General features: G+C 51.0%; 19 protein-coding genes. 17 read left to right on the forward strand and 2 right to left on the reverse strand.

The window, feature by feature from the left end; genetic code table 11:
- Window positions 1–12: 12 nt before the first annotated feature.
- A complete protein-coding gene (locus tag AB8599_RS01330; RefSeq protein WP_407333157.1) occupies window positions 13–1,182 on the reverse strand; it encodes an ABC transporter substrate-binding protein in 1,170 nt (389 codons plus the stop codon).
- Window positions 1,183–1,438: 256 nt separating this feature from the next.
- On the opposite strand from AB8599_RS01330, the gene pedF reads away from it, so the two are divergent.
- From pedF to AB8599_RS01385, 11 genes are all read left to right on the forward strand, one after another.
- Window positions 1,439–1,891, forward strand: a complete 453-nt coding sequence (pedF, locus tag AB8599_RS01335; RefSeq protein WP_407332022.1) for a cytochrome c-550 PedF — start codon at window positions 1,439–1,441, stop codon at window positions 1,889–1,891.
- Between the two features lie 15 nt (window positions 1,892–1,906).
- Window positions 1,907–2,890 carry a transporter substrate-binding domain-containing protein gene (locus AB8599_RS01340; RefSeq protein WP_407332023.1) on the forward strand — a complete coding sequence of 328 codons (984 nt, stop codon included), beginning with the start codon at window positions 1,907–1,909 and terminating at the stop codon, window positions 2,888–2,890.
- A gap of 121 nt (window positions 2,891–3,011) precedes the next feature.
- On the forward strand, window positions 3,012–4,778 hold the full coding sequence (locus AB8599_RS01345; protein ID WP_407332024.1) for a PQQ-dependent methanol/ethanol family dehydrogenase: 1,767 nt from the start codon (window positions 3,012–3,014) through the stop codon (window positions 4,776–4,778).
- 384 nt (window positions 4,779–5,162) lie between these two features.
- Window positions 5,163–6,671, forward strand: coding sequence for an aldehyde dehydrogenase family protein (locus AB8599_RS01350; protein WP_407332025.1), 1,509 nt, complete (start codon window positions 5,163–5,165; stop codon window positions 6,669–6,671).
- 101 nt (window positions 6,672–6,772) lie between these two features.
- A complete protein-coding gene (locus AB8599_RS01355; protein WP_407332026.1) occupies window positions 6,773–8,896 on the forward strand; it encodes a 4Fe-4S binding protein in 2,124 nt (707 codons plus the stop codon).
- Between the two features lie 171 nt (window positions 8,897–9,067).
- On the forward strand, window positions 9,068–9,139 hold the full coding sequence (gene pqqA, locus AB8599_RS01360) for a pyrroloquinoline quinone precursor peptide PqqA (RefSeq protein ID WP_081796241.1): 72 nt from the start codon (window positions 9,068–9,070) through the stop codon (window positions 9,137–9,139).
- Between the two features lie 134 nt (window positions 9,140–9,273).
- The gene (pqqB, locus tag AB8599_RS01365; protein ID WP_407332027.1) at window positions 9,274–10,194 is read left to right on the forward strand and encodes a pyrroloquinoline quinone biosynthesis protein PqqB; all 921 of its coding nucleotides are present in this window, start codon (window positions 9,274–9,276) and stop codon (window positions 10,192–10,194) included.
- A gap of 72 nt (window positions 10,195–10,266) precedes the next feature.
- The gene (gene pqqC, locus AB8599_RS01370) at window positions 10,267–11,043 is read left to right on the forward strand and encodes a pyrroloquinoline-quinone synthase PqqC (protein ID WP_407332028.1); all 777 of its coding nucleotides are present in this window, start codon (window positions 10,267–10,269) and stop codon (window positions 11,041–11,043) included.
- Between the two features lie 38 nt (window positions 11,044–11,081).
- The gene (gene pqqD, locus AB8599_RS01375; RefSeq protein ID WP_407332029.1) at window positions 11,082–11,348 is read left to right on the forward strand and encodes a pyrroloquinoline quinone biosynthesis peptide chaperone PqqD; all 267 of its coding nucleotides are present in this window, start codon (window positions 11,082–11,084) and stop codon (window positions 11,346–11,348) included.
- The gene (gene pqqE, locus AB8599_RS01380; protein WP_407332030.1) at window positions 11,320–12,450 is read left to right on the forward strand and encodes a pyrroloquinoline quinone biosynthesis protein PqqE; all 1,131 of its coding nucleotides are present in this window, start codon (window positions 11,320–11,322) and stop codon (window positions 12,448–12,450) included. Before pqqD ends, pqqE begins: the two co-directional genes overlap by 29 nt.
- A 21-nt stretch (window positions 12,451–12,471) precedes the next feature.
- Window positions 12,472–14,514, forward strand: coding sequence for an insulinase family protein (locus AB8599_RS01385; RefSeq protein WP_407332031.1), 2,043 nt, complete (start codon window positions 12,472–12,474; stop codon window positions 14,512–14,514).
- Window positions 14,515–14,572: 58 nt separating this feature from the next.
- On the opposite strand, the gene AB8599_RS01390 is transcribed toward AB8599_RS01385, so the two are convergent.
- Window positions 14,573–15,241, reverse strand: a complete 669-nt coding sequence (locus tag AB8599_RS01390) for a LuxR C-terminal-related transcriptional regulator (protein WP_407332032.1) — start codon at window positions 15,239–15,241, stop codon at window positions 14,573–14,575.
- A 332-nt stretch (window positions 15,242–15,573) separates the two neighbouring features.
- Between AB8599_RS01390 and nosP the strand changes: the two genes are divergently transcribed.
- From nosP to AB8599_RS01420, 6 genes are all read left to right on the forward strand, one after another.
- Window positions 15,574–16,791 carry a nitric oxide-sensing protein NosP gene (gene nosP / locus AB8599_RS01395; protein WP_407332033.1) on the forward strand — a complete coding sequence of 406 codons (1,218 nt, stop codon included), beginning with the start codon at window positions 15,574–15,576 and terminating at the stop codon, window positions 16,789–16,791.
- Between the two features lies 1 nt (window position 16,792).
- On the forward strand, window positions 16,793–19,429 hold the full coding sequence (locus tag AB8599_RS01400) for a NahK/ErcS family hybrid sensor histidine kinase/response regulator (protein ID WP_407332034.1): 2,637 nt from the start codon (window positions 16,793–16,795) through the stop codon (window positions 19,427–19,429).
- A gap of 82 nt (window positions 19,430–19,511) precedes the next feature.
- Window positions 19,512–19,742 carry a thymidylate kinase gene (locus AB8599_RS01405; RefSeq protein ID WP_407332035.1) on the forward strand — a complete coding sequence of 77 codons (231 nt, stop codon included), beginning with the start codon at window positions 19,512–19,514 and terminating at the stop codon, window positions 19,740–19,742.
- A gap of 252 nt (window positions 19,743–19,994) precedes the next feature.
- Window positions 19,995–21,818, forward strand: coding sequence for an assimilatory sulfite reductase (NADPH) flavoprotein subunit (locus tag AB8599_RS01410; RefSeq protein ID WP_407332036.1), 1,824 nt, complete (start codon window positions 19,995–19,997; stop codon window positions 21,816–21,818).
- Entirely contained in the window at window positions 21,818–23,536 is a 1,719-nt protein-coding gene (gene cysI / locus AB8599_RS01415; RefSeq protein WP_407332037.1) for an assimilatory sulfite reductase (NADPH) hemoprotein subunit, read from the forward strand. The genes AB8599_RS01410 and cysI overlap by 1 nt, the downstream gene beginning before the upstream one ends.
- On the forward strand, window positions 23,529–24,290 hold the full coding sequence (locus tag AB8599_RS01420; RefSeq protein WP_407332038.1) for a phosphoadenylyl-sulfate reductase: 762 nt from the start codon (window positions 23,529–23,531) through the stop codon (window positions 24,288–24,290). The genes cysI and AB8599_RS01420 overlap by 8 nt, the downstream gene beginning before the upstream one ends.
- The last annotated feature ends 53 nt before the right edge of the window (window positions 24,291–24,343 follow it).

The following is a 24,343-nucleotide window of genomic DNA, read 5'->3' on the forward strand; positions in this document are numbered from 1 at the left end:
AACGTGATGTCCTTATGCGTTATCGGGTGAAGGGTATAAGCGGCATTGGCTTTGGGCGCGATCAATGCCGAGAGAGTCCAGTTCGTTGCGAGGGTGCAGAAAACCGTCAAATGGTGCGGAAGCAATCAGAGCCTGATCGTCAAACAGCGGCACGGTTTGGCGAAGTTGCCCATTCCATGAGCGATAGGTCAGCTTGCGACCTTTGTATGCGGCAAGCTGAAAACGCTCGCCCAACATAAAGGGCAGTAAGGTGGCTATGTCAGCCGTATTGGAGGCGGTGACAGCCTCGTTGACTGAACGCACCGCGACCCACGCGGCATAATCTTTAGCGCTCATGGTGCGGGCGAACAAATCATTGAAGCGATTTTGCAGCTGAACCGCGCCCCATTGCTCAATCACGTAGTGCCAACCGTCGGCGCGAAGGCCGTGTGTGCCAACCACAGGGCGAGGTAGCCAAGTGTTGTAAGGCAAATGCTGGCCAAACAGGTTGCTTTCGTCGACAACCCACACCACGTCGTAATCGCTCGCTTGGGTAAACAAAGGCAATTCCGCTGACGCAGTTCGGCGAAGGTCGGTGTCAAAATTCCACACCTTCTCTGCAACTACCTTGTGATTGAATTTATTCAGTGTGCGTTTGACTGTCGCCAAAAAGGCCTTGTCTTCTTGCGACGTTCCCGAGACCAAAAATACGCGATTGAGTCGACGTACTCTGAGCCATTGCGCAATAGCGTCGGCGCGCATGCTGTAACTGAGGGCGGTATGCAGGGTATTCGGCAGGCAGGTTGACGTGCGCAAGGTATCGTCTTGATTACCGATGTTGAGAAGCACGGCATCGTCCGGTAGTGCCTTTCGCAAATCGACGAGAGAAGGGGTATCTACATCGGTCAGGAAAAAACGCACACCGTCTTGGTACCACTGGTTCGCGGTGGCGTTTAACTGGGCATTATCTGCGTTGGTTTCGGTGCGCAGGCTGTATTTTTGACCCAAAAATTTGCCGGTGCCATTGGCATCACCTATCGACAAGGTTGCCCCTGCCTCGCCATTATTCTCTGGTTCTCTAAGGTAGACCGGCGCGGCGGTGGAGGTATCGATGGGCTGCCGTAAAAGGCCTATTTCGATGTTGACGCTGGCAAATGTCATACAAGAAAAGAACGTGGCAAAGAGCGGCCCACAAAGTGTCATTATCCGTCTGTTGACGCGCACAGCAAGTCTATCCATTGGTTAAAACACTCCGTATGAAATTCCGTCTTTACTGTATGCAGTGTGGTCGGCTTTTGCCAAAAAGCGGGTCTCTGTTTTAAAAAAATCCTCCCAAAGAATGAGGAATACCCCCGCTTTTGTAGCATGTTCTCAATACATTGCCGCTCCTACACTTCTCCCTGTACCGATTAAAACGTGTTTAAAAAACGCATTGATTGAAAAAGGGAGTTAGCGCCACATGGAAAAGGTTGAACGCAATATCTGCTTAGTCACCGCCGTCGCACTTGTCGCGGCACTCAGTTCACAGCTTGTTTTTGCTCATGGCAATGTCACCCCGCAATCTATTGATACATCAAGCATCCCTGTGCTGGGTGCTGACTGGACGGACACCAATCCTTATCGAGACCAAACGGGAGAGGTTCGAGGTGAAATAGAACGCATTGGCGCATCGGCATACAACCAAAACTGCGCTCGCTGTCATGGCCTTGAAGGTATTTCTGGAGGTATTGCACCGGATCTCCGTTTGCTGGCGCCCGATTATGACGGGGATGAGTGGTACATCTATCGCGTGCAAAACGGTGCGGTGCGCAATGGCGCGGTATACATGCCAAAAATGACAGAGCATCTGAATCAAGAAGCACTTTGGGCTATTCGCACATGGCTTGAATCTGTGGCGCCGGAAAACGGTTAACAGAGGAGCGCCGCGATGACTCGAATTCTGTCGTTTAACCCCACAAGGCTTGCTCACTTTTTCTTCATACTGCTTGCGACATGGATGCTGCAAGTAGGGCCTTCCTTTGCGCTGTCTTATGACGACATTCAAGCAAGAGGCGTGGTGAACATTGCGGTATATCGCGACTTTCCGCCTTATTCGTTTAGCGATGCCAATGGGCATCCGGCGGGAATAGATATCGAACTCGCCAAGGCTTTGGCGCAAGGCTTGGGGGTGGCGCTCAATCTGCAATGGATGACGCCAGACGAAACCGTTGAGGATGACATGCGCAACTATCTTTGGAAGGGCATGAATCTCTCCAGTGACGACGGCCAGCGCGTGAAAGCCGACGTGATGCTGCGTGTGCCTTATGACAGAGAGTTCGCCATGCAGCGGGACGATCTGGGTTTGCCTGCGCACGAGCTAGTGCACATGTTTGCACCATATCAACGTGAGCGTTGGTTACTGGCCTATGACACCGTCAAACTCGACACACCACAAACGGCGGCGCGCTTTATGTACCACCCTGTTGGGGTGGAAGTTGATACCGTGCCGCAGTTTTATTTGACCACCGCCTACGGTGGGCGCTTTCGCGACAACACCCATACTTTTCCTACTGTCACCGAGGCTTTTTCAGCACTCACAAGCGGTGAGGTTGCCATGGTGATGGGCATGAGTTCACAGCTTGAGTGGCTGAATCAGCAAGCCTCTGCAGACGCATCATCGTTCGATAAATCAGATCAAAGCGCACCACCCAAGGTTAACCACACACAACAACTTACTGAACTTGCGTTCCCTTTACTTGGTCGCGCCGACTGGGAGCTCGGAATCGCTGTGCACACAAACTACCGTCAGTTGGCGTATGCACTGGAAGACATTGTGGTCGCACATATCGAAAACGGCGACTTCTTACGCTGGGGCGAAAAGTATGGCGTCAGCTATCAATTGCCGAGCCGTTATTTGCCTGCGCCCCCTTAACGTTTAGCGTCTGCTTCCCCGTCAAATCAAGGTCGCGATGCGGCGAAATTGGGCGAGATAGGGCAGGCATGACAATCACGACACGCTTACCAAAGCAGTTAGCCAACAAAGAGGAATTCCCATGACAGCAAAGTCATTCAAACGCTGCAGCATGTATGCTGCGCTCTCACTCGCTTTGACCGCCGCGCCGGTCTATGCAGGTGTCACGGACGAAGACATCCTCGCCGATCAGGAAACCACTGAGGATATAGTGACTTATGGTCTCGGGCTCAGAGGGCAACGGTACAGTCCTATTGAATCTATTAACCGTGAAACGGTAAAAGAAATTCGCCCTGTGTGGGCCTTCTCACTCGGTGGGGAAAAACAACGCGGTCAAGAAAGCCAACCCATGGTCAAAGACGGCGTCATGTATGTGACGGGGTCTTACTCACGCGTTTACGCCATTGACGTAAAAACGGGTGATGAGCTTTGGCAGTACGACGCACGACTGCCGGATGGGATCATGCCATGTTGTGACGTGATCAACCGTGGTGTCGCTCTCTACGACGATCTGGTGATATTTGGCACCTTGGATGCCAAGCTGGTGGCGCTGGATGCCAAAACGGGCAAAGTGCGTTGGAAGAAAACCGTGGATAACTACCAAGACGGCTACTCGATCACTGCGGCACCCATCATTGTCAAAGGCAATGTGATCACCGGCGTTTCCGGTGGTGAATTCGGCATCGTTGGTAAAGTGCGCGCTTATGACGCCAAAACCGGCGCACTGGTTTGGGAGCGTCCAACTGTCGAAGGGCACATGGGTTATGTGTGGAAAGACGGTAAGAAAATGGAGAATGGTATTTCTGGCGGTAAGCCGGGTCAAACCTGGCCTGCGGATCTGTGGAAAAGCGGTGGCGCAGCACCTTGGTTAGGCGGCACGTATGACGCAGACACCGATTTATTGTTCTTTGGTACAGGTAACCCATCGCCATGGAACTCCCACATGCGTCCGGGCGATAACCTCTTTTCCTCTTCACGTCTTGCGATTGATCCCGATGACGGAAAAATTGTTTGGCACTTCCAAACCACGCCACACGATGGTTGGGATTTCGATGGCGTGAATGAGCTGATTGCGTTCGATTACACGGAAAATGGCAAGCAGGTGAAAGCGGCAGCAACCGCCGATCGAAACGGTTTCTTCTATGTGCTCAATCGCACCAACGGTGAATTCATTCGCGGCTTCCCGTTTGTCGACAAAATCAGCTGGGCATCGGGCCTCGATGAAAAAGGGCGTCCTCTTTATGTGGCAGAAAACCGTCCGGGTAACCCTGCGGACGTTAAAGAGGGTAAGCAAGGCAGCACGGTGGTTGCCGCACCCTCTTTCCTCGGAGGCAAAAACTGGATGCCCATGGCGTACAGCCAGAAGTCAGGTTTGTTCTATGTCCCCGCCAATGAATGGCAAATGGACATTTGGAACGAGCCTGTCGCCTATAAACGTGGCGCTGCATACCTAGGCGCTGGCTTTACGATTAAGGCGCTTAACGACGATTATATCGGCGTATTACGTGCATACGACCCGAAAACGGGCGAGCGCGTGTGGGAATACAAAAACTACGCGCCATTGTGGGGCGGCGTGCTGACCACGGCGGGTGGGTTAGTCTTCACCGGTAACCCTGAAGGCTATCTGATGGCATTTGATGACAAGACGGGCGAGCTGCTTTACAAGTTCAATACCGGCTCTGGCATCGTGGGCAGCCCTGTCACGTGGAACATGGACGGTGAGCAGTATATCTCCGTCTTGTCAGGCTGGGGCGGTGCCGTACCGCTTTGGGGGGGCGACGTTGCCAAGCGCGTGAAGGACTTTAACCAAGGTGGCATGGTGTGGACTTTCAAGCTGCCGAAGAGCTAAATCTTCGCGTTGAACTCACTTGATGAAAACCACAATGCCGAGCGGATGCTCGGCATTTTCTTGTCTAATTATCGCCATTGACGACAGGTATTCGTCATGCAACGTGTTGCGGTTATTGAAATCGGGACAGACAGAGATGTGCGGAGCGAATAATACTCATCGTTAAGCGCGTAAATCTGTGGCCTAGCCCTCGCTCCCGGTCTCATCTCCCTCCAAAGTATGAGATTTTGCCGACCATGGGGCGATGGAGAGATCCTGTGAGAGTTTCATACTCTATCCATAACGCCTGACAGGGTTGTGAATTAACCTAGTGCTCCCTAAGACAATGGTTTTTTCACAAACAGGTTGGGGACGACACAGGGACAATCGCCAAAGGGGTGGACAATGATTTACGCAAAACCGAATACCGACGGAGCCGTCGTTAATTTTAAGGCGCGTTATGCTAACTACATCGGCGGTGACTGGGTTCCGCCAATCAAAGGGCAGTATTTCACCGACACCTCGCCTTGCACAGGTGATACCATCGCTGAAATCCCACGTTCAAGCGCAGAAGACATTGAGCTGGCGCTCGACGCAGCACACCAAGCCAAAGCGTCTTGGGGAGCAACTTCTGCTACCGAACGTTCAAACATCTTGCTCAAAATTGCCGATCGCATCGAAGCCAACATCGAATACTTGGCCGTGGCGGAAACGTGGGAAAATGGCAAGGCTGTTCGCGAGACCCTCGCCGCTGACCTCCCGCTTTGTGTCGATCATTTCCGCTACTTCGCCGGCGCGATTAGGTCGCAAGAGGGGTCTGCGGCTGAAATCGATGCCAATACCGTGGCCTACCACATTCATGAGCCTCTCGGTGTTGTCGGACAAATAATCCCGTGGAACTTCCCACTATTAATGGCGGCATGGAAACTGGCACCAGCGCTAGCTGCTGGCAACTGTATTGTTCTTAAACCTGCCGAGCAAACACCGACCACTATCCTGCTGCTGATGGAACTCATTGGCGACTTGATCCCACCTGGGGTATTAAACGTGGTGAATGGCATGGGCCCGGAGGCGGGTCAAGCGCTGGCAACCTCAACACGTATTGCGAAAATCGCATTCACCGGTTCAACGGGCATTGGTAATCATGTATTGCGCTGCGCCGCTGACAACCTCATTCCTTCAACGGTTGAGCTTGGCGGTAAATCTCCAAATATCTTCTTTGAAGATGTGATGGATCAAGAAGACGCATACATCAGCAAAGCGGTAGAAGGTTGTGTGTTGGCTTTCTTCAACCAAGGTGAAGTCTGTACTTGTCCATCTCGTGTGCTGGTTCAAGAAAGTATCTACGATGCGTTTATCGCTAAGGTCATTGAACGCACTAAAGCGATTAAACATGGCAACCCACTCGACACTGAAACGCAAGTGGGCGCTCAGGCATCCAATGAGCAGTTCGAGAAGATCATGGGTTACATGGACATCGGCCGCGCCGAAGGGGCAGAGGTCCTAATGGGCGGTCACTCGACAGATCTGAACGGTGGTTACTACGTGCAACCAACGATCTTCAAAGGCGACAACACCATGCGTGTGTTCCAAGAAGAGATCTTTGGTCCAGTGATTGCCGTTACCACCTTCAAAGATGAAGCTGAAGCGTTAGCGCTCGCCAATGACACAGAATATGGTCTGGGTGCGGGGCTTTGGACGCGTGATGTTAACCGTGCGTATCGTGTGGGTCGTGCTATTCAAGCGGGACGTGTGTGGACTAACTGTTATCACCTTTATCCTGCTCATGCTGCATTTGGCGGCTACAAGAAGTCAGGTATTGGCCGCGAGAACCACAAAATGATGCTCAACCATTATCAACAAACCAAAAACTTACTGGTGAGCTACGACATCAATCCGTTAGGTTTCTTCTGATCCTTGTCCGCTCGTTGAAGGCAGTCGCGACCTCCCCGCACTGCCTGACACAATAGCTTTTGCGGGGCATGATGCCCCGCTTTTTTATGAGCAGGTTTGTCATGCGATGGCGTAGTGCCCTGTTTCTATGGCTGCTTTTAATCTTGCTGCCTTTCTTGGTTTCTGCCGAATCTTGGTTGGAAGTGAGTGAGGAGGCGCAGGCAATATTTCCTAGCGCCACACGGATGAAAGCGTCCAGTGATACTTTACCTGTCACTGAAATCTATCAACTCGATCAGCCCATTGGTTTTCTATTTGAAACGGATGACTTGACCGATTTCCCCGGCTTTTCTGGTGACAGCATTAATCTACGGGTTGGCCTCGACACAGACGGTCATATTCTTGGTATTGCCTTACTCGGTCATCACGAACCTATCTTTCTCCACGGTCTGGGCGAAAAACCGCTGGTGGATTTCATCAATCAGTACGGTGGGTTATCGCTCAAACAACAAGTGTTAGTGGGCAGCGCGCAACAGCGTATTGCCAGTGATGACATTGTCTATTTTGATGGCGTGACCAAAGCAACTGTCTCGGTGATGGTGGTGCATGACACCATTATTTCGGCTGCGCGAAAAGTGGCACAGGCTCGGCTGACAGGCTTTGGCTCGTCGGTACAAGCCAGATTGAATACCGATACCTTTGCGCCTAAATCTTTGGATGAGTTGAACGATGAAGGGTTGCTTTATCGTTGGCAGCTAAGTGATGACGATGCGGCAGCGGCGCTGGGGGTAAATGCTTCTCGGCTTGAAGACGCTCGCGATCCACAGCAACCGGATACCGTGCCGTTTATCGATCTGACGGTAGCGGTGTTAAACCCACCGATGGTGGGCAAAAATCTGCTCGGTGAAAGCGAATACCAACGTGTGATGGATGCGCTTGCGCCCGGAGATGTGGCCTTGCTGGTGGGCTCTCGCGGTGGCTATCATTTTGTGGCAGATGATTTTGTTCGTGGTACGACACCTGCGCGGATTTCACTGCGCCAGCAAGGCAGCCCTTTAGCGCTGCGAGACGCGGATCTGTTTCATCTTCAACACGCCAATTTTGCTTTATCACTCGCGCCGTTCGAGCGGGTGAATATTTTTACTTTTTCCGATCAGAGCGGATTTGATCCCGCTGTGCCGCTGTCGGTCGGCATGACGGTACAATTGGTGAAAAACCATTTGGAATCTGAGCATGTGTTTGTGGACAGCACCTATTCACTGCCGCAGAGCGTGCTCGTGGCTGTGCCAGCGCCTGAAAAACCTTTGCCATTGTGGCAACGAATTTGGCTCGACAGGCAAGCTGAGATCGCCGTGGTTGCGCTGTATCTCGTGCTGCTCACGGGCGTGTTTGTGTTTCAGCATCGGTTGGCGCGGTTTCATCGTTTCTTAACACCAATGCGTTTGGTGTCTTTGGTGTTTGTGATTGGCTTTATTGGTTTTTATGCGCAAGGGCAGTTGTCGGTGGTGAATATCTACACCTTGCTGTTATCACTCTGGAATGGCTTTGATATTCAGGTGTTCTTGCTCGATCCCATTTTGTTTGTGCTTTGGACGTATGTGTTTATCAGCCTGTTTTTATGGGGACGAGGGCTGTTCTGCGGCTGGTTGTGCCCGTTTGGTGCCATGCAAGAGTTAGTCGCCATCGCGGCGCAAAGACTTCGTCTGCGGCAATGGAAAGTTAGCGAGGCGTGGCATCAACGGCTTATTTACGTCAAATACGGTGTGCTGGTGGTATTGGTGAGTACCGCGTTTTATCAATTGTCACTGGCCGAAACCATGGCAGAGGTCGAACCGTTCAAAACCGCCGTGACCTTGGTGTTTGATCGTAGCTTGCCTTTTGTTATCTACGCGCTGGCTTTGCTACTGATCAGCGCACGTGTTCACAAAGCCTATTGTCGCTACCTTTGCCCATTAGGAGCGGGGTTGGCGGTATTGGGACGTTTTCGACTTTTCAGTTGGCTGAATCGTCGCAGCGAATGCGGTAGCCCATGCCGATTGTGCGAAAAACATTGCGGCATTCATGCCATCCACAAAGACGGCAGCATTGATTACAACGAGTGTGTGCAGTGTTTAGAATGCGTGGCGATCATCAGTGATGAACACCGCTGCGTGGCAAAAAAATACGGCAAGAACCGAAAATCGAAAAGGGCGACATCGTCATCGGACGAAAGCGTGGTAGTCGTTGTTTCTCCTCATGTTTCTTAATGGTTCGACGTTGATTGGCATTCGCTTTCTCCGTTTTGGCAAAAGTCTATTGTGTCTCGGACGAGAGAAATCATCACAAAGTAGGATTGGTAGTTTTAGGTCTTCTGATTAGGCTAGAAACGGTGGCGAGTATTTTTGTCACTTGAGTATCTGGTACAAGGAGCAATCACAATGTGGAAAAAACCTAGCTACACAGAACTACGACTCGGTTTTGAAGTCACCCTCTATATCAGCAATCGTTGAGAGAGTCGAAATGGGATGCCGCCTTCGGGATGCATCCCTTTTTTTTGTTCGTCAAAAGCGTTCGTCAAAAGCATTCGTAAAAGACGCTTCGAAAAATACCGATAATAAAAAACAGACAGCAAAGGAGTGCGTAGATGCAGATTGTGGTTCTGGGTTCGGCCGCAGGGGGAGGCTTTCCTCAATGGAATTGTCATTGCCGTATGTGTCAGTCGGTGCGTAACGGCACCAGCCGCGCTTTGCCTCGCACGCAATCTTCCATTGCTGTCAGTGATGATGGCGAAAACTGGGTCGTGATTAATGCATCGCCTGATATTCGCCAGCAAATTAATGCCACGCCTCAGCTTGCCAAAGCCGACGGTGCAAGGGGCTCAGCCATTCGCGCGGTGATCGTGACGGATGCGCAAATTGATCACACCACGGGGCTGCTCATCTTGCGTGAAGGCTTGCCGCTTGATTTGTATTGCACTCCGGAAGTGGAGCAGGAGCTCAGCACTAGCTATCCGATATTGTCGATGATGAAACATTGGGAAGGGGGCTATCGCACCCACACGGTGGATGCGCAATCCAAAGAGGGCTGGAATATTCCGGCGGTGCCGGCGCTACGTTTTACCCCGATCACGTTAACGTCAAACGCACCGCCATTTTCCCCTTTCCGCAATCGCCCTCGCCCCGGCGATAACATTGGGCTCAAAATCACCGATACCCGCAGTGGGAAATCCTTGTTCTATGCGCCAGGTTTAGGGGTGAAAGATGACCCTGCCGTGCTCTCAGCGCTAGCCGATGCCGATTGTGTGATGATCGATGGCACCTTGTGGACGGACGATGAAATGATCCGTGAAGGGTTGGGGGAGTCACTTGGCAGCGACATGGGACACTTATCCGTATCCGGTGAGAACGGCATGTTGGCGCTACTGGCAGAATACGAGAAACCGCGCAAAGTCTTGATCCACATTAACAACACCAACCCCATTCTCGACCCTGACTCTAACGAGCATCAAGCGGTGTTGGATGCCGGCGTTGATATTGCATTCGATGGAATGGAAATCGTGCTGTAACTCGAACCGACAAAATAGCACTGACCTTTGAATAAGAACCTAGATCGCACCACCTCAATCCAAGGAGGGATGATGACAAACACAGCCATGAGAGCCGCCATGAGCCGCGAAGCATTTCAGGAAGCACTGCTCAGCAAAGGGCAGTATTACCATATTCATCATCCTTTTCACAAAGCCATGTACAGCGGTAATTGCAGCAAAGCGCAAATTCGCGCTTGGGTAGCAAACCGTTTTTATTATCAAACCTCCATTCCTATTAAAGATGCCGCCATTATGGCCAATTGCCGTGACCCTGACATTCGACGCGAATGGGTGCAGCGTATTCTCGATCATGATGGGCATCAGAGCCTTGATTGCAAATGGGGCGGCATTGAAGCCTGGCTTCGATTAGCGGAAGCCGTGGGCTTGGATCGCCAAGATGTGATTGATGAAAAATGGGTTTTGCCCGGCGTACGCTTTGCGGTTGATGCCTATGTGAATTTTGCGCGTCGAGCAACATGGCAAGAGGCGGCGTGCTCGTCGTTAACCGAATTGTTCGCACCAGAAATTCATCAATCACGATTGGATTCTTGGCCAACGCACTATGCGTGGATTGATCCCGAGGGGCTGACTTATTTTCGTCAGCGCTTGAGTCAGGCACGTCGCGATGTGGCGCATGGCTTATCCATCACGCTTGATCATTTTCAAACCGCAGAGCAGCAGGATAGGGCGCTGAATATTCTTCAGTTTAAGCTCGATATTTTGTGGTCTTTGCTCGATGCCATCAGCATGGCGTATGAATTTGAACGCCCGCCGTATGTGGGGATCACGGACAAGCCGGTCTGGCATCATGCGCTTGACCGATCATGAACGGCCCTAGGCGGTCTAACATCAAGGAGTGACAGTGCGTGAGTGATGAGCCGAAGTATCAGCGAAATGCCATGTTTCGTATGCAGTTTGAAAAAGCACAGAATTGCCATGTGCTGCTGTTTCCAGAAGGCATGGTGAAACTCAGTGAAAGCGCCGCGGAAATTTTGACGCAGTTTGATTCGCCACGATCTGTCTTGGAGGTGATTACGCAGTTGGAAGAAAAGTTTCCCGGTGTGGATCTGGCGCAAGATGTGAATGAGTTTGTGGAGGTCGCCCGTGACAAAAAATGGCTCGAGAACTGTTAGTCCGCCGCTTTGGTTACTGGCAGAGCTGACCTATCGCTGTCCGCTTCACTGCGCGTATTGTTCTAACCCGCTTAATCTTGGTGACGCCGCTGATGAGCTTTCCACCGAAGAGTGGTATCGCGTGTTAGAGCAAGGGCGTGAGCTGGGAGCGGTGCAGTTGGGGTTTTCTGGCGGAGAGCCTCTGCTGCGCAAAGATCTCGAATTGCTGGTCGCGCATGCCCATCAGTTAGGTTATTACACCAACCTAATTACCTCAGCCGTTGGCCTCAACGAAAAACGCATTGAGGCGCTGAAGATGGCAGGGTTGGATCATATTCAGATCAGTTTTCAATCTGCCGATCCCGATCTGAGTGATGCCATTGCAGGCAAACGTCATGCTTTCGCCCACAAAAAAGCCATGTTCAATTCCGTGAAGGCAAACGGCTTTCCCATGGTGATGAACGTGGTGATCACAAGGCAAAATATCGAGTCAATCGAAGCTATCATGGCGTTGGCGATTGAACTCAACGCAGATTTTGTTGAGCTGGCAACCTCACAATACTATGGCTGGGCGCTGCACAATCGCGATGCCTTGCTGCCCTCACGCACTCAAATCGAACAAGCTGAAGCCAAAGTAAACGCACTGCGTGACAAGCAACAAGGGATTGGGCCTAAATTTATTTTTGTCACGCCGGATTATCACGAAGATCGCCCCAAGCCTTGTATGAGTGGCTGGGGGAACATATTCATGAACATTGCCCCGGATGGTTTGGCTCTGCCGTGCCACAGTGCGGCTATGCTTGATTTGCCTCACCCAAACGTGAAAGATCACTCGCTTTCGCACATTTGGCATGACTCAGAAAGCTTTAATCACTTCCGCGGATTTGACTGGATGCAGGAACCTTGCCGAAGCTGTAATGAGAAGGAAACGGATTTTGGTGGTTGCCGATGTCAGGCCATGTTGCTGACAGGAGACCCAGCCAAAGCCGATCCAGTTTGCAGCAAGTCTCCCGATCACCATGTGATCGAAGAGGCGGTGGCAAAGGCAAATCAAGGCTGTCACAGCACAGCATTGGCGAGAACCATTAAAAATAGCCAACTGATTTTGTCTGTCAAACCTTGAGCATCTTGATGAGGGAAGTCTATGGCGAAATCACATCCTGCCGCGTCGGATTGGCTATTGCTACCGCCCTCCGAGCAGCAATTCGCATCAGGATGGGTAGGCTATCGCCATGTGAGTGGGGCGTTGCATTGGCATCATGCCTCGTCGGAAGAAACGCGCTTAAGTGCAGCGATTGTTATCCCTACGCCTGTTAACGATGACAGCGGCATCACCCATGCGTTAGAACACATGGTGCTGCGCGGCTCCATGCGCTATCCCGAACCCGAAACTTTTCTTTCCCTTCGCAGTGAATTGGCTTTACTTGAATTCAATGCCAGTACCCAAAAAGAAACCACTCGTTTTCATCTTTCAGGATATGACCCTCATTCCGTGCTGCGAGGCATTGGCTTTTTCGCTGAGAGCATTTTGTCGCCGCAGTTGACGCAAGAAGATTTTGAGCAAGAAATTGTGCGCCAGCAAGGGGATGGGTATGACGGTGCCATGTATCGAGAGATCAACGAATACATGCGTCATCAAGGCTTTCGAGCGTCTACCGAGCAGGCGGCCCACAGTGACCCGCGAGCGGCGCTGTATGGCGGCATGCCCGATACCATTCCTCAATTAGACATCGGCATGCTTCGTCGCTATCACGGCCACTATTATCGCCCTGAAAAGTTGCTGCTACTGACCTCGGGCTCTTGGCCTATGGTGGCGCTGTGGAAACAAATGTCGAAAGCGCTTAACCCTGTAGGGGAGCCTTTTCCTGTGTCTGTACAATCGGTTGAAATATTGGCAGACATCCCACCCGAAAAAGACGGCGCGCACATTGAAACCTTGCCGTTTTCGCCGCATTGGGCGGCGGTGTTGCACCCTTCGCTTAGTGCGCTAAAAAGTCAGAAACAGCTAAAAGCCTTAGGGGCAGAAGTGCTGCCGTTGAGTCATGATTTTCAGCCCGTGCCCGCCCTGCGATTTCGTGTGTCAGCGCAATGTGACAAGCTCGCACTTGAGCGTTATATCGATGATTGCTGCTTACGCCTTTCTTCTCGTCGGGCTAGGTGGCAATCGGGTTATTTTACGTTGCAGCAAGGCCGAGATATGGTCAACCGCTGGGGGAATGGATTGCAGCGCTTGTATCACGAGTTTTCAGAAACCCCGTTTGCGCCAATGTGTTTGAAAGGGGATAAATGCGATTCGCTGTTGCAAAGCGATCCTAAACAGATCTCGGAAAATCCTCACGGAGAATGGCGTTCTCCTTGCCCGCCGCTGACGCGAATGGCGATTTTGTGTCGAAGCAATGTGCGTGATGCAGAAACACGTAGCAGTTTGGAGCGCTGGCTCATGCTTTGTCAGCAGCGCACGCTGAGATGGGCGTGGATGAAGGGCAAACCTATACTCGGTTCTGTTGGCGAGTGGCATTGTGCGAATGCCTTGGTGTTGGGTTATACCGTGGATTTGCCGGAAAGAGACGTCGTTGCACTGCGTCATTTTTGGCATCAAACACTGAGTGCAGACGAGATCAGCGCCATTGATGGCGAGTGGAATCATACCCCGCAAGGCATTGTATTTTATGGTGCCGGCAGTGTGCCAGTGTTTCGTGCGGGGGCCATTATGGCAAATCATCGCGATGAGGAAACCGCGATGCATGTCACCTTGTCTTTCCCTCATACCACAGAAGCGGGCACGATGGCAGCGCTTGGGCAAGCGGTGATGGCATCATCATTGGTGCAAAAGCGTCGATTGGGAGGGCGCTGTTACAGCTTCGCGGTGGCGCTGGATTTAATGAGCTACGAACTGACCTTCGATACCTTGGCAGACAGCGATCCTAGCGTGAGCTTCATTGCTTTGTTGAATGCGTTTGAAACCCTTTGTTTGCCATTGGAAGAGGTGGGTTTTGAACAGGCGTGCCGCGGCGGGCTTGGGTTGGTTTCGGCGCGCTATAACAAATCACACGCTCGATTCCATCGCGCGTTACTGAATACGGTGGGGCGAAGCGTGGCGCTGGATTTTTCGGTGGTGACGCCGACTAACCTCGCCCAGTTGGCAAACAAGGTACTCTACGCGTTAAAGCACACGACCCTGCATTGACATTCGTGTGCTGTGTTGAGCGGGACATCCCGCCAGCGGTTATCGTTTGAGGTAGCGATCACCGCTTAAGGTAGCGGTCAAAGTCGATATTGGTGACGCCAACAACGGCTTGGATCCGATTGTGTACGCCCAATTTTTTCAAGATTGCTGACACGTGAGATTTGACCGTTGTCTCTGAGATATTGAGTTCATAGGCGATTTGCTTATTGGCAGAGCCTTGCGCCATCGATTTTAAAACCAATAATTGGCGACGAGTCAGGGTGTGAAGCATTTCTGGGGAGAAATTCGGATCGTCTTTACGACGCTGCCCGCCGTCTTTATCACTTTCTGCGCGAATAATGTCAGCCGGTAAATACACATGGCCATCAAGGATTTGCTCGAAGGCTTCGCGCATTTTTTCCCGTGGCGCACTTTTGGCGATAAAGCCCACTGCGCCATATGCAATGGTTTGTAAGATGATTTGCTTATTGGTTTCCGCTGAAATAATAGCAATAGGAATGGTGGGGTGTTGATTGCGAAGTTCAAGTAAACCCTTAAGGCCAGCCATCCCCGGCATGTTGAGATCCAATAAAATAAGATCCAGTTCAGGGTGTTCGTCGGCCAGCACCAGCGTGCGTTCGATATCTTCTGACTGAAGGATTTCACACTCTTCATAACGCCCGCGGATCACGGAGATCAACGCATCACGAAACAAGGGGTGATCGTCAGCAACGAGAAATTTGTACATTACACAATCCCTTCAAGTAGTCGTACCACCATCTTCCCGATAGGGCTTACAACTGTGTGTTTGCAGGTTTAAAGCGCCAGATTCTACAAATTGAAAAAAAAAAGCGAAGCTATCGTCTCGTTATACGCAACGATAGGCTTGTTCTTCAGTGTAGTGAGCCTGATTCCATTTGTGACCCATGACCTGTCACATTCTTGAAATTTTTGATAAGCACAGTTTGCAAAATTGTAAATATCCTTCGTAAGTATGAGGTTTCATTGTCTGTACAAGGAGTAAACTAATGACATTGATTCCCGTTCTTAGCTCATTCTGAACATGAGTAGGAGACCGACATGGCAGCGCTTCAATCTTCACCGCTTCAATCGTCAGCGCAGAAACAAGCAATCTTCAGTGCAGCAACCTATCAGCTTGATGCGGCGAAGGCGGCGCATGAACTCGCCCTTCAGCTGGATAACGAAGAGATTGGTTTTGTCCTGTTCTTTTGTTCTTCGGCCTATGATTTGGAGGCGCTGGGCAAAGAAATGAATCATGCATTTTCTCATTGCGAGGTGATGGGCTGCACCTCGGCAGGGGAAATCACTGGATCAGGCTATGCCAAAAGTAGCATCAGTGCGCTGGGCTTTTCGCGCCGTGATTTTAAAGTGTCTGGCATGCGCGTGCCGTTAGAAGAGTTTGATCTGCAAGCGGCGCAGCTTTGTGTCAGCACCCTGATTGAAGCCTGTCAGCACGATCAGAAAGCGCCGATCAGCAATAACACTTTTGTGTTGACGTTAATTGATGGCCTCTCCCCCAATGAGGAACGCTTTTTGGTCACGCTTGATACCGCGCTGGGCCGTTTGCCGCATTTTGGTGGTTCTGCTGGGGATGACATCAACCTTGCTAATACCCATGTTTACAGCGAAGGGGCGTTTCATACTGAGTCTGCCATTGTGGTGATGTTCAACACCCACTGCCCATTCGAAGTATTCACGACTCATCACATTGAAAGCCTCGACAGCAAACTGGTGGTGACGGAAGCCGATTGCACGGCACGTCGCGTGTATGAATTTAATGCCGAGCCTGCCGCGGAGGTCTATGCGCGGGAAGTTGGGATCGCTCTCGAAGATCTGCGCCCTGAGATCTATGCCTTGCACCCCTTGGCGGTGTTGATCGGCGATCAGTATTACGTTCGTTCGATCCAGAAAGTGAATGAAGACCTAAGTCTGGATTTCTATTGCGCCGTGGACGACGGCATTGTGGTTACCGCGATGCGACCGGGCGATCTGTTTGCTGACACTGAAGCCAAGCTCAGTGCGATTGAAGCACGGATCGGCGAATTAGAGCTGACCTTGGGCTGTGACTGTTTTTTACGCCGACTTGAGATAGAGCAGGCACAGATGCGAGATAAAGCCAAAGCCATGTTTTCACGTTTTCGCTTAATCGGTTTTAACACGTATGGCGAGCAGTTGAATGGTATTCACATGAATCAGACGCTCACTGGAGTGATGATTGGGAAGCCACCGAAAGAAGCCCCACCTTATGCGGCGAATGCAGAGCGAAAGGTAGGTTAAGTTGAGTGATAAGCAGCAGGCACTGGAGCAAGAACTGGCGGCGCTGAAAGCCGAGAATGCGCGCCAGAAAAAGATGATTGATGCACTGGTTCGTCGTGTCGAGCAAGGCGGTGGTGCGCAGTTAGATGCGTGGGGGGCGTTTCAGCACTCTGTTGTGTTGGCGGATCAGGTTCGAGAAAAAACTGACGAGCTTAATCACGCGCTGCAATCCATTGAGTCAGCCAATCGTCAGTTATCGCAGGCTAAGTCTCTAGCAGAGCAGGCCCATCAGCGCTTTATTGATGCGATTGAATCGATCTCTGATGGCTTTGCGCTTTACGACCCTAACCGCGAGCTTGTCTATTCCAACAGCCATTTTCAGCGTTACTGGCGCGACAATGCTATCTCACTAAATACGCCAGCACTGACACCGGAGAAGATCCGTCAGTTGGCGGTAGAGCATGGTTTGATTGTGCGCGAAGTGGGTGAAAACCATAACGGGCACACGATAAAACTGCACGACAATCGCTGGTTACAAATCAAAGAGCGTGAAACCAGCGATGGTGGCATGGTGATGTTGTATTCCGATATAACTCAACTCAAGTTGGCGGAAACGGCACGCTTTGAAGCGGCGATGGCGGAAAAAAGCCGCGTGCTGCAAAACATGGTGGATAACCTGTCGCAAGGCGTGCTGATGGTGAGCAAGCAAGGTGGTATCGAGGTCTTTAACCAACGCTTTCTTGCCATGACAGGGTTTACTCAAACCCAGCTTAACGGCGCGCACATTGAGGCGCTAACGGCGGGATCGCCAATGACCTTATGGCGTATTGGGCGAGGTGGGATGCATCCGCCTGAAGGTATCCGAGTGCAAACCTTGCCCGATGGACGCGTGATAGAAGTGCGCAGCCATGCCATGGATGATGGCGGCTACGTTAATACCTACACCGACATTACGCAGCGCTACCTCGATGCCAAAGAGCTTCGAGAAACCGAACAGTGGCTGAGGCTCATCACGGACAACGTGCCCGCCCTTATCGCCTATGTCGGCGACGATTTATGCTATCAATTTACGAATCGTGCCTATGACCAATGGTATGGCTTTCCTCCCGGAGAATTGCTTGGGCAGCATATTTCTATTTCTCGCAGTCAGTCTAAATTTGCCGCGCTGAAACCCTATGTTGATCGCGCGTTATCTGGCGAATCTGTGGTGTTTGAAATTGAAGAATACAATGCCAGTGGCGAAGCCCGATACGTGGTGAAAAGCTACGTGCCAAATCAATCATCGAACGGCAAGATTACCGGATTATTTGTTCTCAATTGGGACATTACTGAACGTCGACAGAGTGCAGCAAAATTAGAGCAAGCTTACCAAACCCTCGAACTTCGTGTGCAAGAGCGAACCGCGCAGTTGCAAGCGCTGAACACCCAGCTTCAGGATGAAGTGGAAGAGCGTCGGGTGATCCAAGAGCGTTTGCTGGAAACCAAAAAAGAAGCAGAACGTGCGAACCTGTCTAAAACCAAATTCCTGGCGGCCATTAGCCACGATCTGTTGCAGCCATTGAATGCGGCGCAATTGTATCTTGGCTCTTTGCTCAGTCATCGCATGTCGCCCTCTGCACGCAAGCTGGTCAACTCGCTGACCCATTCTTTGGATGATGTGGAATCATTGATCACCACGCTGGTAGAGATTTCTAAGCTTGATGCGGGCGTGGTCAGGGCAGATAAACAGTCATTCCCAGTGAGTGATTTGCTGGACAATATCGCCCATGACTTTGCTCATGCTGCAGAAGGTAGCCGTGTCGAGGTGCGTTACGTGCCAAGCTCTGCCTGTGTCTACTCAGACTCCCAACTGCTTGCGCGTATTCTTCGCAATTTGATGACCAATGCGCTTCGCTATACCGCCTCAGGGAAAATTCTATTGGGTAGTCGCCGTTGTCGTGATGGATTGCGCATTGAGGTGCTCGATACAGGCGTTGGGATTCCGGAAGATAAGAAAAAAGAAATATTTCAAGAGTTTAAGCGCTTAACATCCGATCATGATCACCATCATACTCAGTTAGGGCTTGGCCTTGCCATCGTGGATAAAATTTCCAGCGTACTGGGGCATGCCGTAACGGTAGATTCCATTCCCGGCGTTGGTTCGCGCTTTTCTGTTCTTGTGCCTTATGGCGCCGCCGAAACACATACCCCGCGCAATATTGAAGCCTTGGTGGCGGATGGCGGAGTGGCGCTACAAGGGGCGCGCGTATGGGTGGTGGATAACGATCAAAACATCTGCAGTGCGATGGAAGAACTCCTGCAACGCTGGGGCTGTGAAGTGACTACGGCAGGTTCATTGCAAGAACTGCAAATCAGTTGTGATACGGTGCAATCGCCCGTCGAGTTGCTGATTGCCGACTATCATCTTGATAATGAATTAACGGGACTCGCATTAGCAAAGTCGATCAATGCACAGCGCTTGCAGCCCGTACCGACTGTGATTGTAACAGCCAATCGAAGCGAAGAATTACAGCACCATGCGCGAGATTGCGGGTACTTGGTGCTTCATAAGCCCATCTCGCCCATGCGTTTAAAAATGACCATGGTGCATCTGCTTAGTGGTGATCATGGTGACGGTCTGCAACTAAAGTCGGTGTCTGCATCGTCTCGAAATCGATAGCACGACCTGTGGCACATCCAAGTGGCGGCGACTATGCTTTTGTTACTGACCCCGCTGTTTGATATGTAAGCAGGTAGGCACAATGACAAAATCAGAACTTCGTTCCCTCTATACACAACAAATGCTGGTGGAGGCGGTGGTAGAGCCTTCTTTATCCAGTGACGGATGGATTGTTGAGTTCCGCCATGCCAGAGGCGGCCTCGTGCCACTCACTGATGGTAACGGTTTAGAGCAGTGTTTCGGTGACGTGGATTTAGCCACGGAGAACGCGCTGGATATTGGTTTTCATCAAGTGCGCATTATTGACGTCTAGCCTCATTTTATTTCTTTAATTCATTGTCTTGAGCGGGTCTTTCTTTGTCGACCTTAACGCTTTTCGCCCTCCATCCCGCAACTTTCTTTGTATCTAATCCTTTTTGTTGCCTGCCCTCGATGAGCGTTTTGTCAGGGACTAACCGCGGGTGCTACTCAAACACAAAGTTATAAAACATGCGTTTCTATTCTTTCTAGTTATTACGTCAAATGGCTACTCTATGCTCACGAAATAATAAAGGAATGTCGTGACATGTTACTCAAGGAACTTTCTGCGCTGGCAAGTCCGCTTAACGATCAGCAGATCGGTCAACTGCAGCAGACCGTGGCAGAGTTGTCGCCACAACAGCTTGCATGGATCAGCGGTTACTTTTGGGGCTTAAGCCAGACCCCTGCATCAGTAGGTAGCAACCCTCAACCGCTTGCCCAGGCGGTTGCCACAGCGGCGAAGCCTGCGGGTAAGCTCACCATTATCTATGCATCGCAAACCGGTAACGCAAAAGGCGTTGCTGAGGCGTTGGAAGCCAGTGCGAAAGCGGATGGCGTTGAAGTGGCGTTGTTCTCCGCTGACGATTACAAACCGCGTGATCTGGCGAAAGAGACGCACGTTATCATCGTGGCTTCAACCAACGGTGAAGGCGAGCCGCCTGATAATGCGATTTCATTGCACGAATTCCTTCAATCGAAGAAGGCACCTAAGCTGGATAACCTGCAATATGCGGTGTTGGGCTTGGGCGATTCTAGCTACGAATTTTTCTGCCAAACCGGTAAAGACTTTGATGAGTACCTGTCAAAGCTAGGCGCAAAAGCCATTATTCCTCGTCTTGATTGTGATGTTGATTATGACGCCGACGCGGATAGCTGGCGTTTGAATGTGCTGGCGAAAGTGAAAGAGACCCTTGGTGGTGTCGAGAATGAGGTGGTTGTTCCGCTTCATGCTGCAACCACAGTCGGTGCGGCATCAGCGTATAACAAGCAAAATCCGTATGCGGCTGAGTTGGTCACTAACCAGAAGATCACGGGCCGTGATTCCGGCAAAGATGTTCGCCACATCGAAATTGATTTGGGCGACTCTGGCTTAACCTATCAGCCGGGTGACGCGCTGGGCGTCTACTACAGCAACAGCCCTGAATTGGTTGATGAGATCTTGGCCAAAGTGAGCCTAACCGGTGAAGAAACGGTTGAAGTGGCAGGCGAGTCTCTGTCGCTACGTAAAGCATTGATCGACAAGTTTGAAATCACCGCAGCCAATCCACAACAAGTGGCAGCATTTGCTGAGCTATCGGGTAGCAAGAAGCTGCAAAAGCTGGCCGAAGACAAAGACAAGCTTCGTCAGTACGCCAACAACACTCAAGTGGTCGATGTGCTGGGTGAGAAGAAAACCAAGCTGTCTGCTGAACAACTGGTTGGTTTACTTCGTAAGCTCACACCTCGCCTGTATTCGATTGCATCGAGCCAAGAAGAAGTGGGTGAAGAAGTTCACTTGACGGTGGGTTTGGTTGAGTTTGCAAACGGCGATAACACACGTTTTGGTGGCGCATCAAGCTTCTTGGCACAACGCGCAGAAGAGGCGGAGTCAGTGAAAGTGTTCATTGAGCACAACAACAACTTCAAGCTGCCAGCAGACGACAGTGCCCCTGTTATCATGGTGGGTCCGGGTACAGGTATTGCGCCGTTCCGCGCCTTCATGCAAGAGCGTGATGCACGTGGTGCAGAAGGTAAAAACTGGTTGTTCTTTGGTGATCGAACTTTTACTCAAGACTTCCTGTATCAAGTTGAGTGGCAGAAATTCTTAAAAGACGGCGTGTTGTCGAAAATTGACCTCGCCTTTAGCCGAGATCAAGCGGAGAAAGAGTACGTTCAGCATAAAATCCTTGAGCAAGCAGAAGCGGTTTGGCAGTGGCTACAAGACGGTGCCTACTTATATGTCTGTGGTGACGCGACGCACATGGCGAAAGATGTCCATGAAGCATTGATTCACGTTGTTGAGCAGCAAGGCGGCAAGAGCCGAGAAGACGCAGAAGGTTATTTGAATGATCTGCGTAAGGCGAAGCGCTATCAAAAGGATGTGTACTAATGAGTGACAAGCAAGTTGTATTGGGCGAAGAGCTGGGCCCGCTAGCGGATAACGAGCGCCTGAAAAGAGAAAGTAACTTTCTGCGCGGAACGATTGAGCAAGATCTGAAAGACCGTGTCACGGGTGGATTCACCGCAGATAACTTCCAGCTGATCCGTTTCCACGGTATGTATCAGCAAGATGACCGCGACATTCGCGCTGAGCGTCAAAAGCAAAAACTTGAACCGCTGCAAAACGTCATGCTGCGTGCCCGTATGCCCGGAGGCATTATCTCGCCAGAGCAATGGTTGGCGATTGATAAGTTTGCAACTGAACACACTATGTACGGCAGTATTCGCCTGACTACGCGCCAAACATTCCAGTTCCACGGTGTGCTTAAGCCGAACATTAAGTTGATGCACCAAACGCTAAACAAAATTGGCATTGATTCTATTGCTACCGCGGGTGACGTGAACCGTAACGTACTGTGTACCACGAACCCTGTCGAATCTGAGCTTCACCAAGAAGCGTACGAGTGGGCGAAGAAAATCAGTGAGCACTTGCTGCCGAAAACGCGCGCTTATGCGGAGATTTGGCTAGACGGTGAGAAGGTCGAAGGGCATCAAGACGAAGAGCCGATTTTAGGTTCGAACTACCTGCCTCGTAAATTTAAAACCACGGTAGTGATCCCGCCGCAAAACGACGTGGATGTGCATGCGAACGATTTGAACTTCGTGGCGATTGCCGATAACGGCAAGCTGGTGGGCTTCAACGTATTGGTAGGTGGTGGTCTGGCCATGACCCACGGCGATAACGCGACGTATCCGCGTAAAGCTGACGACTTTGGATTTGTGCCATTGGACAAAACCCTTGATGTTGCAGCAGCCGTGGTCACCACGCAGCGTGATTGGGGTAACCGTTCAAACCGTAAGAACGCGAAAACCAAATACACGCTGGATCGCGTCGGCACTGACGTATTCAAAGCAGAAGTGGAAAAACGTGCGGGCATTAAATTCGAAGCGGTTCGTCCGTATGAATTCACTGACCGAGGCGATCGCATTGGTTGGGCAGAAGGCATTGATGGCAAACATCACTTAGCACTGTTCATCGAAAATGGCCGTTTATTGGATTACCCAGGCAAGCCGCTGAAATCCGGTGTGGCTGAAATTGCCAAGATCCACAAAGGCGATTTCCGCATGACTGCGAACCAAAATTTGATCGTCGCGGGCGTCTCTAAATCCAATAAAGCGAAGATCGAAAAGATCGCCCGTGAATACGGTTTGATTGACGACGGTGTGAGCGAGCAACGTAAAAACTCGATGGCGTGTGTGGCATTTCCAACCTGTCCGTTGGCCATGGCGGAAGCCGAGCGTTTCTTGCCACAGTTTGTGACCGACGTTGAAGACATTCTGGAAAAACACGACTTAGAGGGTGAGCACATCATCTTGCGTGTGACGGGTTGTCCTAATGGCTGTGGCCGCGCCATGCTGGCGGAAATTGGTTTGGTGGGTAAAGCACCGGGTCGTTACAACCTGCACCTTGGCGGTAACCGTGAAGGTACGCGTGTACCTAAGATGTACAAAGAGAACATTACTGACGCCCAGATCCTTGAAGAGATCGATGCGCTGGTTGGCCGCTGGGCCACAGAGCGTAACGACGGAGAAGGCTTCGGTGATTTTGTTATCCGCGCTGGCATTATTGCGGAAGTGAAAGTCTCTAAGAGGGATTTCTATGCCTAAATTTCAACTGTCCGATTTGCTTAGCCGCACCAGGGCTTCGCAAATCATGGAACTGGCGCCAATTAACGCTGAACTGGAAAGCCTGTCAGCACAGGAGCGGGTTCAGTGGGCGTTGGAAAATTTGCAGGGCGAATTCGCCCTGTCATCAAGCTTTGGCATTCAGGCTGCGGTCATGCTGCACTTGGTGGTGAAAGAGAAACCTGACACTCCGGTGATTTTGACGGACACCGGGTATTTGTTCCCAGAAACGTATCAATTTATTGATGATCTCACTAAGCAGTTGTCATTAGATTTACGTGTCTACCGCGCCGAGCAAAGTGCAGCATGGCAGGAAGCACAATACGGTAAATTGTGGGAGCAAGGTGTCGAAGGTATTGAACGGTACAACCGACTCAATAAAGTAGAGCCAATGCGTCGTGCATTAGATGAACTTAACGTGGGCACTTGGTTTTCGGGGCTTCGCCGTGACCAATCAAGTTCACGTCAAACATTGCCGATTTTGGGTATTCAAAATGGCGTGTTTAAGTTCTTGCCCGTGATTGATTGGACCAACAAAGACGTGCACTACTACCTGAAAGAGCACAACTTGCCTTATCACCCATTGTGGGATCAAGGCTATGTCTCAGTCGGTGATGTGCACACCACGCGTAAACTTGAAGAAGGCATGACAGAAGAAGAAACCCGTTTCTTTGGCCTGAAACGAGAGTGTGGTTTGCATGAAGATCATGTTGGTGGAGATGGCGAGGGGATTTAAGCATCAACTCATCTCGCCATCAGAACTGACATAGGAAAAAGTGACGCTTAAAG

The organism is Enterovibrio litoreus (genome assembly GCF_045679545.1).
Taxonomy (GTDB): domain Bacteria; phylum Pseudomonadota; class Gammaproteobacteria; order Enterobacterales; family Vibrionaceae; genus Enterovibrio.

Coding starts and splice junctions, on each gene's coding strand:
- AB8599_RS01330 (WP_407333157.1), bottom strand. CDS start 1,182: ATGACACTTTGTGGGCCGCTCTTTGCCACGTTCTTTTCTTGTATGACA.
- pedF (WP_407332022.1), top strand. CDS start 1,439: ATGGAAAAGGTTGAACGCAATATCTGCTTAGTCACCGCCGTCGCACTT.
- AB8599_RS01340 (WP_407332023.1), top strand. CDS start 1,907: ATGACTCGAATTCTGTCGTTTAACCCCACAAGGCTTGCTCACTTTTTC.
- AB8599_RS01345 (WP_407332024.1), top strand. CDS start 3,012: ATGACAGCAAAGTCATTCAAACGCTGCAGCATGTATGCTGCGCTCTCA.
- AB8599_RS01350 (WP_407332025.1), top strand. CDS start 5,163: ATGATTTACGCAAAACCGAATACCGACGGAGCCGTCGTTAATTTTAAG.
- AB8599_RS01355 (WP_407332026.1), top strand. CDS start 6,773: ATGCGATGGCGTAGTGCCCTGTTTCTATGGCTGCTTTTAATCTTGCTG.
- pqqB (WP_407332027.1), top strand. CDS start 9,274: ATGCAGATTGTGGTTCTGGGTTCGGCCGCAGGGGGAGGCTTTCCTCAA.
- pqqC (WP_407332028.1), top strand. CDS start 10,267: ATGACAAACACAGCCATGAGAGCCGCCATGAGCCGCGAAGCATTTCAG.
- AB8599_RS01385 (WP_407332031.1), top strand. CDS start 12,472: ATGGCGAAATCACATCCTGCCGCGTCGGATTGGCTATTGCTACCGCCC.
- AB8599_RS01390 (WP_407332032.1), bottom strand. CDS start 15,241: ATGTACAAATTTCTCGTTGCTGACGATCACCCCTTGTTTCGTGATGCG.
- nosP (WP_407332033.1), top strand. CDS start 15,574: ATGGCAGCGCTTCAATCTTCACCGCTTCAATCGTCAGCGCAGAAACAA.
- AB8599_RS01405 (WP_407332035.1), top strand. CDS start 19,512: ATGACAAAATCAGAACTTCGTTCCCTCTATACACAACAAATGCTGGTG.
- AB8599_RS01410 (WP_407332036.1), top strand. CDS start 19,995: ATGTTACTCAAGGAACTTTCTGCGCTGGCAAGTCCGCTTAACGATCAG.
- cysI (WP_407332037.1), top strand. CDS start 21,818: ATGAGTGACAAGCAAGTTGTATTGGGCGAAGAGCTGGGCCCGCTAGCG.
- AB8599_RS01420 (WP_407332038.1), top strand. CDS start 23,529: ATGCCTAAATTTCAACTGTCCGATTTGCTTAGCCGCACCAGGGCTTCG.